Here is a 16,107-nt window from a genome sequence, read left to right as displayed (position 1 = left end):
GCACTAGCCGCAAAGTGGTCCCTAGAAGATGACCCTCACGTGGTCCCATGAGCCTGGCTGATGACAATATTGTCCGCGCTTGCCCGAGCACTGCAGGAGGACCCATGACAGCGACCTCGGCGAGGACAGCCCAGGCGAGCCCGGGCTGGATGTTCGTGCTGAGCGGGCTGAAGACGTTCGTCGAGACCGGAGCCCCGCTGGTGGTCGCCCGATGAAGCTCGCCAGCTACACGCTCGTCACCTTCGTGCGCCCGGACGGCTTCCGGCCGCTGGCCCCCGAGGAGGAGCTGCGTGTCCGAGACGCGCACCTTGCGAACATGGCCGACCTGCACTCGCGGGGCCTGCTGCTCGCCGCCGGCCCGTCACGCGGCACTGACGAGAACGTCCGCGGCTTCGCGATCATGCTCTGCGACGCCGCGACCAGCGAGGAACTATGGGCGACGAACCCGAGCGTGCTCGCGGGCCGGTTCGAGGCACGCTGCGCGCCGTGGGTCGTCCCGGCCGAGATGATCGTTGCCGGCCCAGGCCTCCCCCCTCGCTCGGTGGCCGAGACCATGGCTTGACAGGGAGAGGCTCATCGGCCCGGCCCCGTCCGCGCGCGGCGGCGCCGCGTTGTCGACGGCGGTATTCCAACGGTTGGACCTGCGGGACAGTTGAAGGGCCGGCCGACCGTGCCACGTGATCGGCTGGATCGCCGCCGCGTGTGGGCGCCGGATGGAGACGACTGGAAGGTCGTCAGCTAGCTTCATTTCAAATGGCCCGCGGCTTTGCGACAAACGGATTCATTTACCTGAGCGGGCCGGGCTAGTTTGTTGCTTGCGGGCGCAAGTATCTCGGCATTTGGCGCCCTGGGCGGTGCGCAAAGCGCAGTCGCAGGTCGCACAATTCGAAAGGCATGTGATGGAACGCAACGTTCAAGAAACGAACCAGACGACACGACGTACGCTGCTGCGTGGAGCCGTGCTCGGCGGAACCGGTATTGCCACGGCCTCCCTGCTTGCCCCCGGAAGCGCGTCGGCCGCCGACGCCGGCAACGGGCTCGTGTTCCCCGGCGTCGATGTTGTCATCGACTCCTCGCACGCCACCGCGGAGGTAGCCGCGCTGGTCCGGCGCTATCTCACAAGCAAGAGTGCGCAGGACCTAGACGGATGGATGTCCTTCTTTTCGCGCGATCTCATTACCTACATCGATGCGGTCGTGGGCGCGGGCTTCTACAACTGGGACTCCCTGCGGGCTTCATTGTCCCAGTTCATGTCCAATTGGCCCAGCGACGGCAAGTCGTACCCCACGCGGATCCTGGGCGATGCGACCAGCGCCGTCGTGTTCTTCACCGACACCGCGGGCCTGTTCGGGCCTTCCGAAATCCGCGCGGTGGGCATTATCAACTTCCGCGATCATAAGATTACCCGGCAGATCGACTACTGGGATGGCCGGCATTTCGGCATAGCAAACGAGGCGGCCCTCGCGGCATACTCGACTGGGTCCCCAACGGACTTCGGAGAATCCACTGTCGGAGAAACCGCGGCGCCCGCCATGAGGGACGTCGCATCCAAGCTTGCGCAGGCCCTGCGCAATGGCGACGGCGCCAGCGCCGCGGAGCTCTTTGCGCCCGGCGCCATCTTCGAGGACATGCCAGCACACCTGCATATTGTCGGCCCACGAAGCATTGGTACCTATCTGACCAAGGCCATCTCTCTGCTGCCCTACGCCGGTGGTGGTACGGCTGTTCGCCACGTCGTCGGCAGCGCGGTGGGAGGGGGTTATGAATGGACGGCGTCCAACAGCGCTGTTCCCCGAGGTGTCGTCGCCCTTGAACTGGATGGCTGGGGCAGGATTACCCGCCTCACCGCCATGTGGGACGGCTCGCTCGTGGACGACTCCACGTTGATCTCATTGGCCCGCACGACGATCGAACAATAAGTGATGGCGCCCGTCGTCGGTCGGCGACGGGCGTCACAGCGGTGCAGGTCAGGCCGCTTCGACAGCGTGCTGCTTCTGACGTGCATGGCCAAGCGGTAGGAGTCGGAGCCGGTAACGAATACGAGCGAGCCGCGTAAAACCGCAGGTCAACCCCGGTGGCTGAGTTCTGACACCCAACAAGGCGCACGCCGTTCGCGACGGCGTGCGAGTCACCAAGCAACGCTGCCATCGTCGCGCAGGAGCGGGTAGTGCGCCTCGGTGAAGGTCATGACGTGCTTGATCTGTGTGTACTCCTCAAGCGCAAACTTCGAGAGGTCGCGACCGTAACCGGACTGTTTCACGCCGCCGTGAGGCGTTTCCGCATTGTGCAGCAGGTGGCAATTGACCCACACGGTGCCGGCACGGATTCCCTTAGTGAAGTAGGCGGACCTTTTAATGTCATTGGTCCAGATCGACGCGGCGAGGCCGTAGCGTGTTCCGTTGGCCATCGCCAGCGCTTCGGCATCGGAGCTGTACTTCTGGAGGGTCGCCACCGGCCCGAACACCTCTTGCTGCACGATTTCGTCGTCTTGCTTGACTCCCTCGATGAGGGTGGGCGCGAAGAAGAAGCCGGGCCGGTCCAGACGGGATCCGCCTGTGAGCACCCGTGCGTGCGAGGGCAGGCGGTCCAGGTAACCCTGCACGATCTTCAGTTGCTGCTCGCTGTTGAGCGGGCCGTAAAGTACATTTCTTTCGTCGGGGGCGCCGACGCGTATCTTTGCTACGGCTTCGAGAAGCAATTTGACGAACCGGTCGTAGATGCTGTCGTGGATGATGAAGCGGGTGAGCGCAGTGCAGTCCTGTCCGGCGTTGTAGAAAGCCGACATCGCCGTCATGGCAGCGATCTCCTCCACGTCCGCGTCAGGCGCTATCACGGCGACACCATTCCCGCCCAGCTCGAGATGCACCGGCATGACATTCTCAGCAGCGGACGCGGCCACGGCGCGCCCCGCTCGCGTGGATCCGGTGATTGCGACCATGCCGAGGTCGGAATGGGCGACGAGGTCAGCACCGGTTGCGCGGCCTCCGTTGACGACGTTCAGGACCCCGGGACCCAAAACCTCCGTTGCGATCTGCGCCAGAAGGTAGGCCGACGACGGGGTGGACTCCGAGGGTTTGAGCACGACGGTGTTGCCGACGGCCAAGGCGGGTCCGAGCTTCCAAACCGTCATCATGAACGGGTAGTTCCACGGCGCGATCTGACCCACCACTCCGATGGGCTCCCTGCGCACGGTCGATGTGTGTCCTGCGCGGAACTCCTGAGTCGCGAGGCCGTCCATCACGCGCGTCGCCCCGGCGAAGAACCGCAACTCCTCCAATGCCGGCATGACCTCGTACTCGATGACACTCTGCCGTGGCTTTCCCGTGTCAAGAATCTCCGCCTCCACCAACTCGCCGAGACGCGTAAGAACGCGATCTGCGAGCGTATTGAGGCGCGTGCAACGCTCCCCGGGCGTGAGCCGACTCCACCCCGTGAACGCCTTCATACTCGAGGCGACGGCAGTCTCGATGTCAGTGCCGTCCGACAGCGGCGCCTCCCCGCTCACGTCTCCTGTAGCCGGGTCGATCAGCGTTGTCCAGTTGTCGGATGCTGCAGGTTGCGCGAGTCCGTCGATGACGTTCAGAATTTTTCTTCTCACGATGCTTCTTTCGATTTTCGCTAGACAAGATGCTACGACAGCTCATCGGCGACGCGGAGCCCGGACGCGTATGCACCGCCCACTGTTCGGGGACGCCAACGTGCGGTCGCCTCTCCAGCCCAGAACAGCCGTCCGTTAAGGGGTTCGGCCAACCGATCGCGAACATCGGCTCGTGCTCCGGGCGGCGTGTGGCTGTATGCGCCTCGTGCATACGGATCGCCGGCCCACAAATGGACGAGGGCTTTGCGAGGCCTGCGGAACTTGTCACCCAGGTAGTGCTCGAGCGCCTTCTCCCCGAGCCGGAGAACTTCGGGAACGTCCTGCGACTCGATCCTCGTTGCCTCGCGACCACCGGCCCAAAGAGCGATAATTGTCTGCGCGCGGTTTTCTTGCCAGCCGTTCGACAGGATGGCTCTGCTCGGAAGGATCTCCGGATCGGAGATGTCGTCGGGAGCACCGTCCGGCCAGACATCTCCGTCGAAGACGAAGACCATCTTGACGACGGGCACGTGACTCATCGAGTCGATCGCTTCTCGCTTGCGGGCCGGCAGCGGTGGCTCGAATCGGATCCCATTGTTCTGCAGCACACCGAGCGGCACGGTGACGACGACGTGTTCGGCCGAGACGGTGACCGCCCGGCCATCATCTGTCACCGCGTTCATCTGGACCACTGGGTCGGACCAGGTGATGGAGCGGACCGCCACGCCCAACCGGATGTCGACTCCCGCTGCCAGGCGGTCCAGAACCGGTCGCCATCCGCGCTTCAGTTTGAAGTCCGCGTCGTGCAACGCCTCGCCATCGGTCCGGTTGCCGGCGACCTCGAGCATCGTGTGCAGCGCGCTGGTCTCCTCCAACGACTCGCGAGTGGTCCAGAACGCGAACAGCTTCTCCAGTTCGTCGCGCTCGGCGACGCTGCCCGCGAGCCGATCCACGAAGGAGCGGAGATCTTCGGAGGGATCGAGGCCCGCGGCTGCCTCGAGGAGCGAGTTCCACCGTTCGTCGTCGATGGCGATGACGTCGAGCCCATGGGACACCGGAAACTCTTCGTCGGCCATCCCGAATTCTGCGATCGCGCGGCGGATCGGCGTCGTCGAGGTGTGGATCCACTCCGCTCCGAGTTCGACCGGCTGATCCGCGAGATCGGTGATCGTGTGCACCCGCCCGCCGATGCGACTGCGGGCCTCGAGGACCACGACCTCCCTTCCTCGCTGTGTCAGGGCATGGGCGGCGGCGAGTCCCGCCGTGCCGGCGCCGATGATCACGATGTCGGCGTGGGTGTGGTCAGCGATGTCCGCGCGCTCCGCCGCATCGCGTGTCACGATGCGTCTCGCGTTGCTTCGAGCAGCGAGTCGATGGCAGACGCTCCAGCTCGACCGGACTCAATGGCTCCTTCGATGGTGCTCGGCATGAACTCGGCGATGTCGCCGCCCGCGAAGTGCACTCGGCCGAGCGGTCGGCGCGCTTCCGGCAGATACGCAGTCGGGCCGGTCGCTGTCGGTGCCATCCAGGTTCCTCGTGCGAAAGCGTCTCGGTTCCAGTCGTGCCCGTCGACGCGGAGGACCTTCGCGTCGGGCACGAAAGCGCGCACCGCTTGCTGGACGCGTTCGAGGTCGGTGAGGTCGAAGTCGACATCGTCGCCGAAGCCGACAAGCAAGCTCGTGCCGTCTTCGAAATCACGCTCGGTGCGCAGGTAGGCAAGATCACCGCTGCCTGAGACGCCGCGGAACAGCCTCGGTACATCGCGAGCCAGAATCCACGCCTTCAGCGAGTGTCCGACGTTGCCTCCCGATCCGATTTCTGCCTGGATGCCCGGCATCGGCGGCTCGAAGCGGATGTCGCTCCACGTCGTGATCGGCACGGCGATCAGCGCGTAGCGGGCCACGAACTCCGCATCCACGCTTTTCACGCGCACCAGGCCGTCGCTCTGCTCGATCTGTGTCACCCGCGTGTCGAGGCGAAGATCGGTTGCGGCGTCGTCGAGCATCCGGCTGATGAGTTCGGTGGTGCCGCCGTGGATGCTGGTGGAGTGCTCGTCGACATCCTTCATGAGCTCGATCGTCACCTCGCTCATGTCGCCGCGCAGGATGTCAGCGGTGATCTCCTCGGGAGAAGCGCCGCAGAGGTACCGCGTCCAGGCTCGCCCCCAGTCCCGGGCCTCCGGCGAGAGCCCGGCGAGGGCCGCGCCGAGGTTCCGCGCATCGGTCCGCGAAAGACTGTCGAACTCGGCGGCTATCTCCGCGGGCAGCTCTCCCCAGGTGAAGGCAGAGCCACCGATCAGGGTCACGAAGTTCGCGGGTGCCGGGGAGTCAACGGTGGTCATCCCGTACCGCGCAAGCTCCTCGAGGACGTGACGGTCCGAGGCCGGGAGGATCCAGGTGCCTCCCATCTCGATCCGCAGCGTCGATCCGGCGAACCTCCGCAGGAACGTCCGCCCGCCGACCTGGCCCTTGCCTTCGACGATCAGGACGTCACGCCCCGCCGCCGCGAGATCCCGGGCGGCACCAGCCCCTGCGAATCCCGCGCCGACGACGACTACGTCGTAGATGTGCTCCGTCACTGGCTCACGCCGCTTGCCAGGCGGTTGAGTTCGATCTTGGTGCCGCCTCGACGGCGATCCAGGAGGAGGAAGATCGCGAACAGCACCGCGATCGCGATGAAGGAGATGAACGGAATCGCGGCGTAGATGCCGGACAGGCCCTCGACGAAGGTGAACACAACGAAGGTGGTGAATCCGATCGAAGCGACGAAGACGGCCACCCAGGACACCACCTCCGTGCTCCCGGTCCGGCGGAGCACCACGACGGCCGCGACCGCTGTCATCACGTAGGGCACGCACCAGAAGTACGTGATCGCACTGCTGAAATAGAGTCCGCCCTCGATCGGTGCGGTTCCGGCGGCGACGACGAGGATGATCGGAAGAATCGTCTGCAGGACAGCAAGCATGATGATCGCGACGTTGGGTGACTTCGTCCGGGCGCTGATTGTCGCGACGAAACGGGGAAGCAGCCCGATCTCTGCCGCCGTCGCGAAGATCCGGCTGCCGTAGGTGACGAAGGCGACGCCGCCGGCGAACTCGCCGAGCGTGAGCAGGATGTCGAGGACCGTGCCCATCCAGGGCAGGTGCGCCGAGGAGGCGACGATCGAGATCGGGGACGTTCCTGCGGCGAGCAGGTCGGCGTTCGCCGCCATCGAGGACGTCTGGAGGACGATCGCCACCAGTTGACCGACGAGGAGCACGATCACGACGGTGAAGATGATCCGAGGGATGCTCCGCTTGGGGTTCTTGGTCTCCGCCGCGACCGTTGCCATGTCGTCGAACCCGACGAGGCCACCCAGGGTCAGCGTGACCCCGAAGACGATGTTGTGCAGATTGGTGTGGCTGAAGTTGACGAGGGCCGGCAGATCGACGCCGGTGTTGGCGGCCGCGCCGACGCTCAACGCCACGATGAACGGGACCACACCGATGCTGAAGATCAAGGTGACGAGGGCGACGCCTTGGACCCCGAGGCAGGCGAAGAGTCCGGTGGCAACTCCGACGATGAGCAGGATGACGACTTGCGTGTTGGTCGCGAAGGCGCCGGAGAACCCCAGATCCGACAGCGCACTGGAGGCGAACACCACGACGACCGACGCGACCGCCGCCGTGGCCGCGACGTAACCGAGGATCAGGGCAGCACCGGTGAGCAGCCCCCACCTTCGCCCCAGCCCGTGGAGTACGTAGCTCATCAGCCCGCCGCTGGTGACGTACTTCGTCGCGAAGATCCGGATCATCTCTGCGATGGCGAGGATCAGGATCCCGCCGATGAGCGTGCCGACCCAGGACGTGGCTCCCGAGGTGAGGAAGACGAGACCCACGTAGAGCGCGAGCACCGGTCCGACCTGCTGGGCACTCAACCCCAGGACGATGCCGCGCCGGACACTCAGCGGCTTGTGTTGGCTCAGTTCACGCTCGACCTGGTCACCCAACGCCACGGTCGTTGTCGCACCACGGTGACTGCCTTCAATCGACATGCGCGCTTCCTCTCGCCGTCGCACGCACCTGAGCCGGGTGGCTGGGTGCGCCAGTAGCGGGACTGTACCGCACGTCCGGTATACTAACTGTTAATGTGTGGGTTCATGTCGATTACAGGCCTTCCCAGGTCAGGCCGGTCGCGGCAAGGAATCCGAAGATCAGGTCTGGTCGGTACTGGGTCTGCTTGAGGCCGTGTTTGACGGCGTGGAGTACCTGGTCGAGGCCGCGGGCGGCGAGGTTGGCCAGGGCAGTGCCCTTGAGCTGGGACCAGATGGCCTCGCCGTCGCGCTCGGTGGCCCGGCGGGTGGGCTGCTGGCACGACCAGCCGTACCGCTCAAGCAGGTACCACACCCCCGGCCTCGGTGTAGCCCACCCCGAACTCCACGGCGATCACCTGCCGGATCCGGGCCAGCGTCCAGCGCTGGTCGTCCCAGCCGTACCCCCCGGGCCCCGGCGCAGCAACGCCTCCAACCGGGCCAACTGCCGGTCATCCAGCCGGCACGGCGACAACGCCCCCCGCGACCGCGGCGCACCGGCACCGCCGTCCTCCCAGGCCCGATCCAGCGACTCACGGTCTTCGGCGTCACATGGAACTCCCACCTCCGCCTGGCCCACCCCCTGGGCGAACCGGTCGGCGGCAGCCAGCCGGACCGCTCGCGTCGTATCTGCTCGGCGGGCGTCAGCCCGCCACCGGGTCGCATACCTCACCCCGGCGAGCTACCCACCCCACCGGCATCATCACGGACCCCCATGACCTCAAGGATTAACGACGGGGTAGCAGACCAGGTTTTCGATGGGGTTTTTCGGGGCTCGAACAGCCGTGCGCGATGCTCGTCGCGACGCCCAGATGGCCGGGCGAGTCGCCCTGGTTGTTAGTATCGGCAGGTGGCAAGCCAGAGTTCGACACGAGGCGCCTTCACGCCTCAGCGAATCATCGAGTCAGCGCTCACGATCGTCGCGCGCAACGGGCCCACCAGCTTGACGGTCGACGCCCTGCGCGCCGAGACGGGCCTCTCGCGCGGGGGGCTCGCCCACCATTTTCGGAGCCAGACCGAACTGCTCGAGGCGACGATACGTCATTCCCTCGACGCCTACCGGGGCGCGCTGGAGCGCGAGGTCTCAGGTGGCGGCGACAGCATCGCGGGATACGCGGACGTCACTCTCGGCACCGGGATGCGCTATCGCTTGGCCCTCATGCTTGGTCTCGCGCAGGACCCCGGACTTCTGACCGAGTGGGCCGCGTTCTTCCGGCTACAGGACGCGAATCCCGGTGGATCGGAACTGGTGTCCACCGCGTGCCTTCGGCGACTTGCCATTGACGGTTTGTGCTGGACGAAGATCCTGAATCCGCATCGCTTCAGCGCGCAGCGCATGGAGCGACTCGCGACCGAGGTTCTCACGTGGTCTCCCGAGCCGATCGACGTCGAGAGCCTCCCGACCAGCCCCAGTCGACGCCATCGCGGGGCGACGAAGGAGCGCATCCTGCAGGCGGTGCGGCACGTCGCGCTCAAGCTCGGCGGCTCCAGCGTGACGATGGAGCGTGTTCGCAACGAGTCCGGCATCAGCAAGAGCGGCATCCTGTACCACTTCGACTCGAAGGGCGCGATGCTGCAGTCGTTCTTCGACGAGATCGCAGCCGGCAGCGCGGAGATCAGCCAGGCTGGTCTCGGTGAGCGCGGATGGGACCTCAGGACGCTCGCGTACGCGCGCGCGAACATCGCCCACTCCGACGCAACAATGACCCTTCTCTGGATTCTGGCGATTTCTTCGGCGCCGCATCTCAGCAGCGAACTGGCAAAGAGCAGCCGCATCATCGACTCCGCGGAGGACGCTCTGCCCGAACCGCTCTGGCTCGACGTGCAGTTGCGCCGGCTCGCGCTCGACGGGCTGTGCTGGAGCGACCTGATCGACCCACAGCGCTTCTCGAGACTCGACCGGGACGGACTGCTACGTCGTCTGGTCGGACGGACTCAGGACGAACTGTTCCCTCGGCTCGCAACGACGCGGTCCGTCCGTACCCAGACAGGACCGCAGTGATCACCCGTCGAGTGGTCGTCCGAGGACGACCTCGACGAACGTTGGTCGACCTGGCGTCGCCGCCACCAAGCGCGAGCCCGCTGGTTCCACCACAGAACACGCCTCGCGAGGCTCGGATGGTAACCACCTAAATCACCACAACATGAAAACCAGTCATACATCTCGAAATGCGGCTGTCCTACGAGGAGGCGCGCTCGACGGCATTCTCGAGAACCGACAGACCCTCGTCGAGCACAGCCGGCGGGATGACCAGCGGTGGCAGGAGACGGATGACGTTCTTGTGCGTGCCGCACGTGAGCACGACGACCCCGGCGGCGTGGCAGCGAGCGGCGACCTGCGCGGTAAGGCGCGGGTCGGGCTCATCTGTGCCGGGCCGCACCAGCTCGATGGCGAGCATGGCGCCACGGCCCCGGACGTCGCCGATGGCCGGGGTGGTTTCGGCAAGCCGGTGCAGGCGTGGAAGTGCGGAGTCCGCGATCGCCCGCGCGGCAGCGTCCAACTGCTGCGTGCGCAGGGTTGCGATCGTGGCCAGCGCCGCCGCGCAGGCGACCGGGTTGCCGCCGAAGGTCCCGCCGAGTCCACCCAGGTGCACCGCGTCCATGAGCTCGGTGCGGCCGGTGACGCCCGCCAGGGGCATCCCGTTGGCGATGCCCTTGGCCGTCACCACCAGGTCGGGGACGACGTTCTCGTGCTCGGAGGCAAACCAGTCGCCGGTACGGCAGAAGCCGGTCTGTATCTCGTCTGCGATGAACACGACGCCGTTGTCCCGACACCACTCGGCGATGGCGGGCAGAAAATCGGGCGCGGGCACGACGAAGCCGCCCTCCCCCTGGATGGGCTCGATGAGCACGGCTGCGACGGAGCCGGCGCCGATCTGCCTGTCGATCTGGTCGATAGCGCGGGCGGCAGCCTGAGCGCCTGAATAGCCGGCGGGGTCGCGGTACGGGTAGGACATCGCCACCCGATAGACCTCGGGTGCGAACGGACCGAACCGGTGCTTGTACGGCATGGCTTTGGCGGTCAACGCCATGGTGAGGTTGGTGCGCCCGTGGTAGGCATGGTCGAAAACCACGACCGCGGGGCGGCCGGTCGCATGACGGGCGACCTTGACGGCGTTCTCGATCGCCTCCGCGCCGCTGTTGAGCAGCAGGGTGCGCTTGTCGTGGTTACCCGGGGTGAGGGTGTTGAGCTCCTCGCAGACGCGCACGTAGCCCTCGTAGGGAGCGATCATGAAGCAGGTGTGGAGGAATGCGCCGGCCTGCTCGCGGATCGCCTCGACCACGGCCGGCGCGGCACCCACGTTGGTGACCGCGATACCGGAGCCGAGATCGATCAAGGTGTTGCCGTCGACGTCGGTGAGCAGCCCGTCGCCCGCGGAGGCCACGAAGGCCGGCAGGGCGCTGGAAACCCCGCGCGCCACGGCGGCCGATCGGCGCCGGGCGAACTCCTGGGAGCGGGGGCCCGGGACCTCGGTACACAACTGCCGCGCGATGGCCGCAACGGCGTCGCCGGTCACGCCGCGAGGTGCGGCGGGAAGAAGCGCACCGGGAAGGAGCGCGGGGGAAGGGGACGCGGCCGTCGGATTCGTGGCGGCGGGGTCAGTGGCGGCGGGGTCAGTGGCGGCGGGGTCAGTGGCGGTAGACATGCGTGCAACAGTGCGCGGCATCCCACACTCGAGGCGAGTGCCAAACTGGCTATGTTGATGATGATCCTACGCCGTTGTGTAGAGGTCGCGATCGAAGATAGCCATGATAGGGGGCACGGATGCCGTTGACGCTGCGTAGTCTTGTCAGCGACCGCTCGCTGGACCTGTCCGTTCTCGCCGGCGAGGCCAACCTGGACCGGCCGATCGCCTGGGTGCACTCCACCGAGCTGACCGACCCCACCCCGTTCCTGCAGGGCGGCGAGCTGCTGCTGACCACTGGCTTGGCCCTGCGGCAGGACCCGGCCACGTGCGCCGCCTACGTCGCCCGCCTTGGCGACGCCGGTATCGTCGGGCTCGGCTTCGGCATCGGGCTCAGCCACGACACAGTTCCGGTCGGGCTGTCGGAGGCTGCCGAGGTTGCGGGGCTGCCGCTCTTCGAGGTGCTGCGGAGCACCCCATTCATCGCGATCAGCAAGGCAGTGTCGGAGGCGGTCGCCGCGGACCAGTATGCAGCGGTGAGGCGTACCAATGAAGCCCAGCACGTACTCACGCGAGCAGCCGCCGGTCCGAACGGGTTTGCCGCGCTCGTCGACCGCCTGTCCCGCCTGCTCGGCGCCTGGGTCCTGCTGCTCGACTCCGCAGGTAACCCGGACGAGGCGGCACCCGCGTCGGCCGCGGGGAAGGCGGTCCTGCTCGCCCCCGATCTCGACCGGCTGCGGTCGGCCGGCACCGTCGCCAGCGCCGGGATCACCGACGGAGTCGACGAGGTGTTCATCCAGACGCTGGGCGCCCGGGCACGCGGGTTCCTCGCCGTCGGTCGCCTTGCCCCGCTTGACCTCACCGATCGCCAGATCGCCAACACCGCGGCGGCCCTGCTGACCCTGGCATTGGAGCAGTCACGAACCCTCGCCACGACGTACCAGCATCTGCGGACCGGCCTGTTCCACCTGATGGCCGCAGGCCAGGCCGAGTTGGCGCGCGGGACCGCGGCGCACCTGTCGGGGGCGTTGCCGGAGGAGCCGTTGCTGGTCTACGCCCTCGCTGGGCCGGTCGCGGCGCGCGCGGCAGCGGCCGACTTGCTGGAGATTGCGGCGCGCCAGCCCGGCAAGTCGCTGTTCTTCGCCGAGTTCGGGTCGTACGTGGTCGTCCTGACGGGCGAGGGCGATTCGGGCCCGACGTGGCTGTCGTCGCTGTCGCGCCGCGTCGCAGGGCTGCGGATCGGGGTCGGCGAGCCGGTCGGGTACGGGACGTTGGTCAACGGATACCGCCAGGCGACGCTCGCAGCGGAGTCGGTACCCGCCGCCGGCGCCCCGGTGATGCGCTTTGCCGACCTTGCCGGGCAGGGACTGCTGCGGCTGCTACCGGGCGCGCGGGCGCGCGGTTTCGCCGAGGCGCTGCTGGCACCGTTGATACACCACGATGGGGACGGCCGCGCCGACCTGGTCGTCTCGCTCCGGGTGTGGCTACAGCACCACGGCCAGTGGGACCCGGCAGCGGCGCGTCTCGGTGTGCACCGCCACACCCTGCGCAACCGGATGCGTAAAGTGGAACAGCTCACCGGGCGCAGCCTGGACGCGCCCGGATTCCGCGCCGAGTTGTGGTTCGCGCTGCACCTGCTGGACGAGACGGTGCCGGCCGATCCGGAGTGACGTTTTGGCGATTCTGACCGTCCCCGCTGTACGGACCGGCATGAGCCTTGACGCTTGTTGGCATCTAGTCTCGCGGCATGAACGCCGTGAGGAGGCCGTGTATGGAGGAGTCGGTGGCCAGCTACTGGATCGCCGGGCGGGCGAGCGCCAGCTCGGACGTTGTCGAGGTGCGCCACCCATACGACGGATCGACTCAACCGCGGCGGCGACCGCGCCCTCAACCGCGCGATCCACACGATCACCATCAGCAGGATGCGGACCTGCCCGACCACCAAGGCCTACGTCGCCCGCCGCACCGCCGAAGGCAAGACGGTCCCGGAGATCCGCGCTGCCTGAAACAATGCATCGCCCGCGAACCCTACCGAACACGGTAACCATGACCGCCGCGGCCACCTCCAAGAAGCCAGATCCGATCAAGATTCAGGGCCACAGTCATGCCATTTGACGATCTATAGAAGCGTCTAGGTTAGGCCGAGGAGCGGAGATGACCGATTTTCCGGGCTTGGCAAATTTTGTCGAGGCGCTCCCACTGGCCGCAACACAGGCAGCAGATCTATTCTGTCATGTATGTACACACCGTTATCCGCTAGTTCGGCGCCCGGCGAAGCTGACACATTCGACGGCACGGTGTCGATGTCAGTCTGGAAGCGCTGGGTGCTGGTCGCGGCGGTGTTCCTCGCAGCGCTCGCGGTGTTCTGGGTGGAGATGCCCGCCCGCGTGAGCGGGACCTTGTCGGCCGCCTCGACCCTGGCCGCGCTCCTGTTCAGCTTGGGTACCGCCGTGTGGACCATGCGGCGGGCGCGGGCGGCGGAGCTTCGCTGGCGGCTGCTCATGGCCGTCTGGGCACTGATCGGCGCCATCGGGTGTGCCATACCCCTGGTGTACCTTCGCTTTTTCGGCCTGAGCGCCTCGTGGACCGCGGTCTCCTACAGCGATTTGTTCTTCCTTGTCGCGCCACTGCCTGCCGGGGTAGCGCTGGTACTGTTCCCCACGTCCCCGCTCACCCCGGAAGACGACGGCGACGCGGCCGAACCAGCCGGGAAGATCACTCCACGATCGCTGGTCGTGGTCCTGGACGGATTGTTGATCACAGGATCGGTCTTCCTGATCGCCTGGGCCGCGATCCTGAAAACCGTGATCGTTTCCGGTCCTCCCGGCATGATGCAGTACATCATGGCCGTGCTCTATCCGATCATCGCCATGACCCTCGCCGTGATCGTGGTCCTCCAGGCAACATTCCGGCGGCCGGCCAATCCGCGAGCGCTGCTGCTGCTTGGCGTCGGCCTGGCGGCTCAGATCATCACCCACGGCGCCTGGATCCGCACCATCAGCACGGGCGGACGCATGCTGGGCCCCGAGTACACCGCCTTCGCCATAGTCGGGATCATGCTCATCGCGCTGGCGGTCGGCGTGCCCAGGCCGGACCGGCGCGGCGACCGCGGTCACCGTCATCACGGAGTCCTCACCTGGGCCTACGTGTTCCTGCCTTACGCACCCATGGCGGTGGCCGTGGTCCTGGTGGCAACGCTCGCGGTCGGCGGGCGTCTTGACTCGGTCGAGATCGCGGTCAGCATCCTTCTGATCGTCTTCGTGGTGGTCCGCCAGATGATCATTCTTACCGAGAACACCGTTCTGTTGTCCCGGGTCCGACGGGCGCGTCAGGAGCTGCACTACCAGGCATTCCACGACCCGCTGACCGGCCTGGCCAACCGGCTGCTGTTCAACCGACGACTCGAGGACGAGCTCGCCGCCCAGCGAGGCGGAGCCCCTTCGGCTCACGACGAGAGGGCGCCCAACCACGGCGAACAGCGCTCACTCCCACCTCGGCAGGCCGCCGTCCTGTTCTGCGACCTTGACAAATTCAAGGCCGTCAACGACACCCTTGGCCACGCCGCCGGCGACGAGTTGCTCGTCGCGGTGGCCCGCCGGTTGACCGGCTGCGTCCGCGACACCGACCTCGTCGCACGCCTGGGCGGCGACGAGTTCGCCATCGTGCTCGCCGGCGACGCGGAGGCACCTCACCATGTGGCCGACCGGGTTGCGGAGGCGCTACGGAACCCGTTCGTCTTCCACGGCCGGACCGAACACGTCGGCGTCAGCATCGGCATGGCCACGATCCGCGCCGACACCCGCCCGGATGACGCCGACGAGCTGCTACGCCGCGCGGACGCGGCGATGTACGTCGCCAAGCGGCGGACCGACGGGCAGGTCGTCATCTTCCACCCGGACACAGGCCCGGCGGACCTGTCCGCCTCCCCGTTCGACGGCGCCGCCCTGAGGCCGACACACCAGGACGGACCGGCCGACTTCCGCGTGGACTACGAGCCGATCGTCGCGCTCGCCGACCATCGCATCGTGGCGTTCGAAGCCTTTCCATCCTGGTCGTCCACCCCCGACACGGCGACAGCGACCCGGGCCGCCGCAGGCCGATCGGGCCCAGACCAGACTGGCGACGCCGGAGCAGTCCTCGACGGCTACGTCCTCACGGCGATCTGTGCAGACCTGCCCGCATTGCGAAACCGGTTCGGCGCCGAAGTCGCTGTGCACATCGACATCGCCCCGCCACGGCTAGGCGGGCCCTGGCTGGTGGAGCGCGTCGTCGCGGATCTGCGCCGTCGCGCCGTGCCGCCCCCGGCACTGGTCATCGAGATCAGCGGCACGACCACCGGCCCTGATCTCGACGCCGCCGCGCGCGCATTGAGCGAACTTAGCCGGTGCGGCGTGCGGATCGCGCTCGACAACATCGGCGCCGACTCCAGCGGCTTCGCCGGCCTCCGCCGGCTACCAGTCGACATCATCAAGGTCGATCAGGCACTGACACTCGACGCTGCCACGAACACAGGTCAGACCCAGATCGGACCGACAAGCTTGATCATCGGCCTGGTCCGTCTCGCCGACACGCTCAAGGCCACCGTCATTGCGCGAGGACTCGCGAACCAGCATCAAGCCGACATTGCCAAGGCGGCCGGCTGCCACTGCGGTCAAGGCCCCTACTTCGGCCCGTCAATCGCCGTTCACCACCTCGCCGAAGTAACGACAACCCGATGAACCGCGACCAGGCAGCGCACCTCGGGAGGGTCTGTCAATAAAACTTGACACTCCAGCCGAAGACCGCGCTCAACGTCGTCGGGGCACCGGTACCTGGCTGCGGTCGTCGCAATCGCGC

The 16,107-nt window shown here is 66.9% G+C and carries 11 protein-coding genes and 2 pseudogenes; 6 read left to right on the top strand and 7 right to left on the bottom strand.

Annotated features, from left to right (window positions below; genetic code table 11):
• Nucleotides 1–211: 211 nt before the first annotated feature.
• Entirely contained in the window at nucleotides 212–562 is a 351-nt protein-coding gene (locus QOZ89_RS06730; RefSeq protein WP_071046496.1) for a YciI family protein, read from the top strand.
• 337 nt (nucleotides 563–899) lie between these two features.
• Nucleotides 900–1,919, top strand: coding sequence for a nuclear transport factor 2-like protein (locus QOZ89_RS06725; protein ID WP_312623316.1), 1,020 nt, complete (start codon nucleotides 900–902; stop codon nucleotides 1,917–1,919).
• A 209-nt stretch (nucleotides 1,920–2,128) separates the two neighbouring features.
• Here the strand turns inward: QOZ89_RS06725 and QOZ89_RS06720 are convergent, their stop codons facing one another.
• From QOZ89_RS06720 to QOZ89_RS06695, 6 genes and pseudogenes are all read right to left on the bottom strand, one after another.
• Nucleotides 2,129–3,598 carry an aldehyde dehydrogenase family protein gene (locus tag QOZ89_RS06720; protein WP_312623315.1) on the bottom strand — a complete coding sequence of 490 codons (1,470 nt, stop codon included), beginning with the start codon at nucleotides 3,596–3,598 and terminating at the stop codon, nucleotides 2,129–2,131.
• 32 nt (nucleotides 3,599–3,630) lie between these two features.
• Nucleotides 3,631–4,917: a flavin monoamine oxidase family protein gene (locus QOZ89_RS06715; protein WP_312623314.1), complete on the bottom strand. Its 1,287-nt coding sequence runs from the start codon at nucleotides 4,915–4,917 to the stop codon at nucleotides 3,631–3,633.
• Complete coding sequence (locus QOZ89_RS06710) at nucleotides 4,914–6,155, bottom strand: flavin monoamine oxidase family protein (RefSeq protein ID WP_312623313.1); 1,242 nt, start codon at nucleotides 6,153–6,155, stop codon at nucleotides 4,914–4,916. Before QOZ89_RS06710 ends, QOZ89_RS06715 begins: the two co-directional genes overlap by 4 nt.
• Nucleotides 6,152–7,609: an APC family permease gene (locus QOZ89_RS06705; protein ID WP_312623312.1), complete on the bottom strand. Its 1,458-nt coding sequence runs from the start codon at nucleotides 7,607–7,609 to the stop codon at nucleotides 6,152–6,154. The genes QOZ89_RS06710 and QOZ89_RS06705 overlap by 4 nt, the downstream gene beginning before the upstream one ends.
• A 112-nt stretch (nucleotides 7,610–7,721) precedes the next feature.
• On the bottom strand, nucleotides 7,722–7,961 hold the full coding sequence (locus QOZ89_RS06700) for a helix-turn-helix domain-containing protein (RefSeq protein WP_312623311.1): 240 nt from the start codon (nucleotides 7,959–7,961) through the stop codon (nucleotides 7,722–7,724).
• Nucleotides 7,945–8,034: pseudogene (locus tag QOZ89_RS06695) on the bottom strand (winged helix-turn-helix domain-containing protein); the annotation flags it as partial. The pseudogene QOZ89_RS06695 and the gene QOZ89_RS06700, both read right to left, overlap by 17 nt.
• A gap of 461 nt (nucleotides 8,035–8,495) precedes the next feature.
• Here QOZ89_RS06695 and QOZ89_RS06690 point away from each other — a divergent pair.
• Nucleotides 8,496–9,647, top strand: coding sequence for a TetR family transcriptional regulator (locus QOZ89_RS06690; RefSeq protein ID WP_071046486.1), 1,152 nt, complete (start codon nucleotides 8,496–8,498; stop codon nucleotides 9,645–9,647).
• A gap of 178 nt (nucleotides 9,648–9,825) precedes the next feature.
• Here the strand turns inward: QOZ89_RS06690 and gabT are convergent, their stop codons facing one another.
• The gene (gene gabT / locus QOZ89_RS06685) at nucleotides 9,826–11,292 is read right to left on the bottom strand and encodes a 4-aminobutyrate--2-oxoglutarate transaminase (RefSeq protein WP_312623310.1); all 1,467 of its coding nucleotides are present in this window, start codon (nucleotides 11,290–11,292) and stop codon (nucleotides 9,826–9,828) included.
• Between the two features lie 119 nt (nucleotides 11,293–11,411).
• On the opposite strand from gabT, the gene QOZ89_RS06680 reads away from it, so the two are divergent.
• The 3 genes and pseudogenes from QOZ89_RS06680 to QOZ89_RS06670 all read left to right on the top strand — a co-directional run bounded on the left by QOZ89_RS06680 (nucleotide 11,412) and on the right by QOZ89_RS06670 (nucleotide 15,989).
• Nucleotides 11,412–12,941 carry a PucR family transcriptional regulator gene (locus QOZ89_RS06680; RefSeq protein WP_071046483.1) on the top strand — a complete coding sequence of 510 codons (1,530 nt, stop codon included), beginning with the start codon at nucleotides 11,412–11,414 and terminating at the stop codon, nucleotides 12,939–12,941.
• 189 nt (nucleotides 12,942–13,130) lie between these two features.
• Nucleotides 13,131–13,315 (top strand): annotated as a pseudogene (locus QOZ89_RS06675) (IS110 family transposase); the annotation flags it as partial.
• Between the two features lie 259 nt (nucleotides 13,316–13,574).
• On the top strand, nucleotides 13,575–15,989 hold the full coding sequence (locus tag QOZ89_RS06670; protein ID WP_071046481.1) for a putative bifunctional diguanylate cyclase/phosphodiesterase: 2,415 nt from the start codon (nucleotides 13,575–13,577) through the stop codon (nucleotides 15,987–15,989).
• The last annotated feature ends 118 nt before the right edge of the window (nucleotides 15,990–16,107 follow it).

The organism is Pseudofrankia coriaricola (assembly GCF_032027725.1).
GTDB lineage: Bacteria > Actinomycetota > Actinomycetes > Frankiales > Frankiaceae > Pseudofrankia.
The sequence above is the reverse complement of the archived record's forward strand: the minus strand, read 5'-3'. Positions and strand labels throughout refer to the sequence as shown.

What these genes read in the sequence shown, in the direction of transcription:
- QOZ89_RS06725 (WP_312623316.1), top strand. Translation starts at nt 900, where the DNA reads ATGGAACGCAACGTTCAAGAAACGAACCAGACGACACGACGTACGCTG.
- QOZ89_RS06730 (WP_071046496.1), top strand. Translation starts at nt 212, where the DNA reads ATGAAGCTCGCCAGCTACACGCTCGTCACCTTCGTGCGCCCGGACGGC.
- QOZ89_RS06680 (WP_071046483.1), top strand. Translation starts at nt 11,412, where the DNA reads ATGCCGTTGACGCTGCGTAGTCTTGTCAGCGACCGCTCGCTGGACCTG.
- QOZ89_RS06705 (WP_312623312.1), bottom strand. Translation starts at nt 7,609, where the DNA reads ATGTCGATTGAAGGCAGTCACCGTGGTGCGACAACGACCGTGGCGTTG.
- QOZ89_RS06670 (WP_071046481.1), top strand. Translation starts at nt 13,575, where the DNA reads ATGTCAGTCTGGAAGCGCTGGGTGCTGGTCGCGGCGGTGTTCCTCGCA.
- gabT (WP_312623310.1), bottom strand. Translation starts at nt 11,292, where the DNA reads ATGTCTACCGCCACTGACCCCGCCGCCACTGACCCCGCCGCCACTGAC.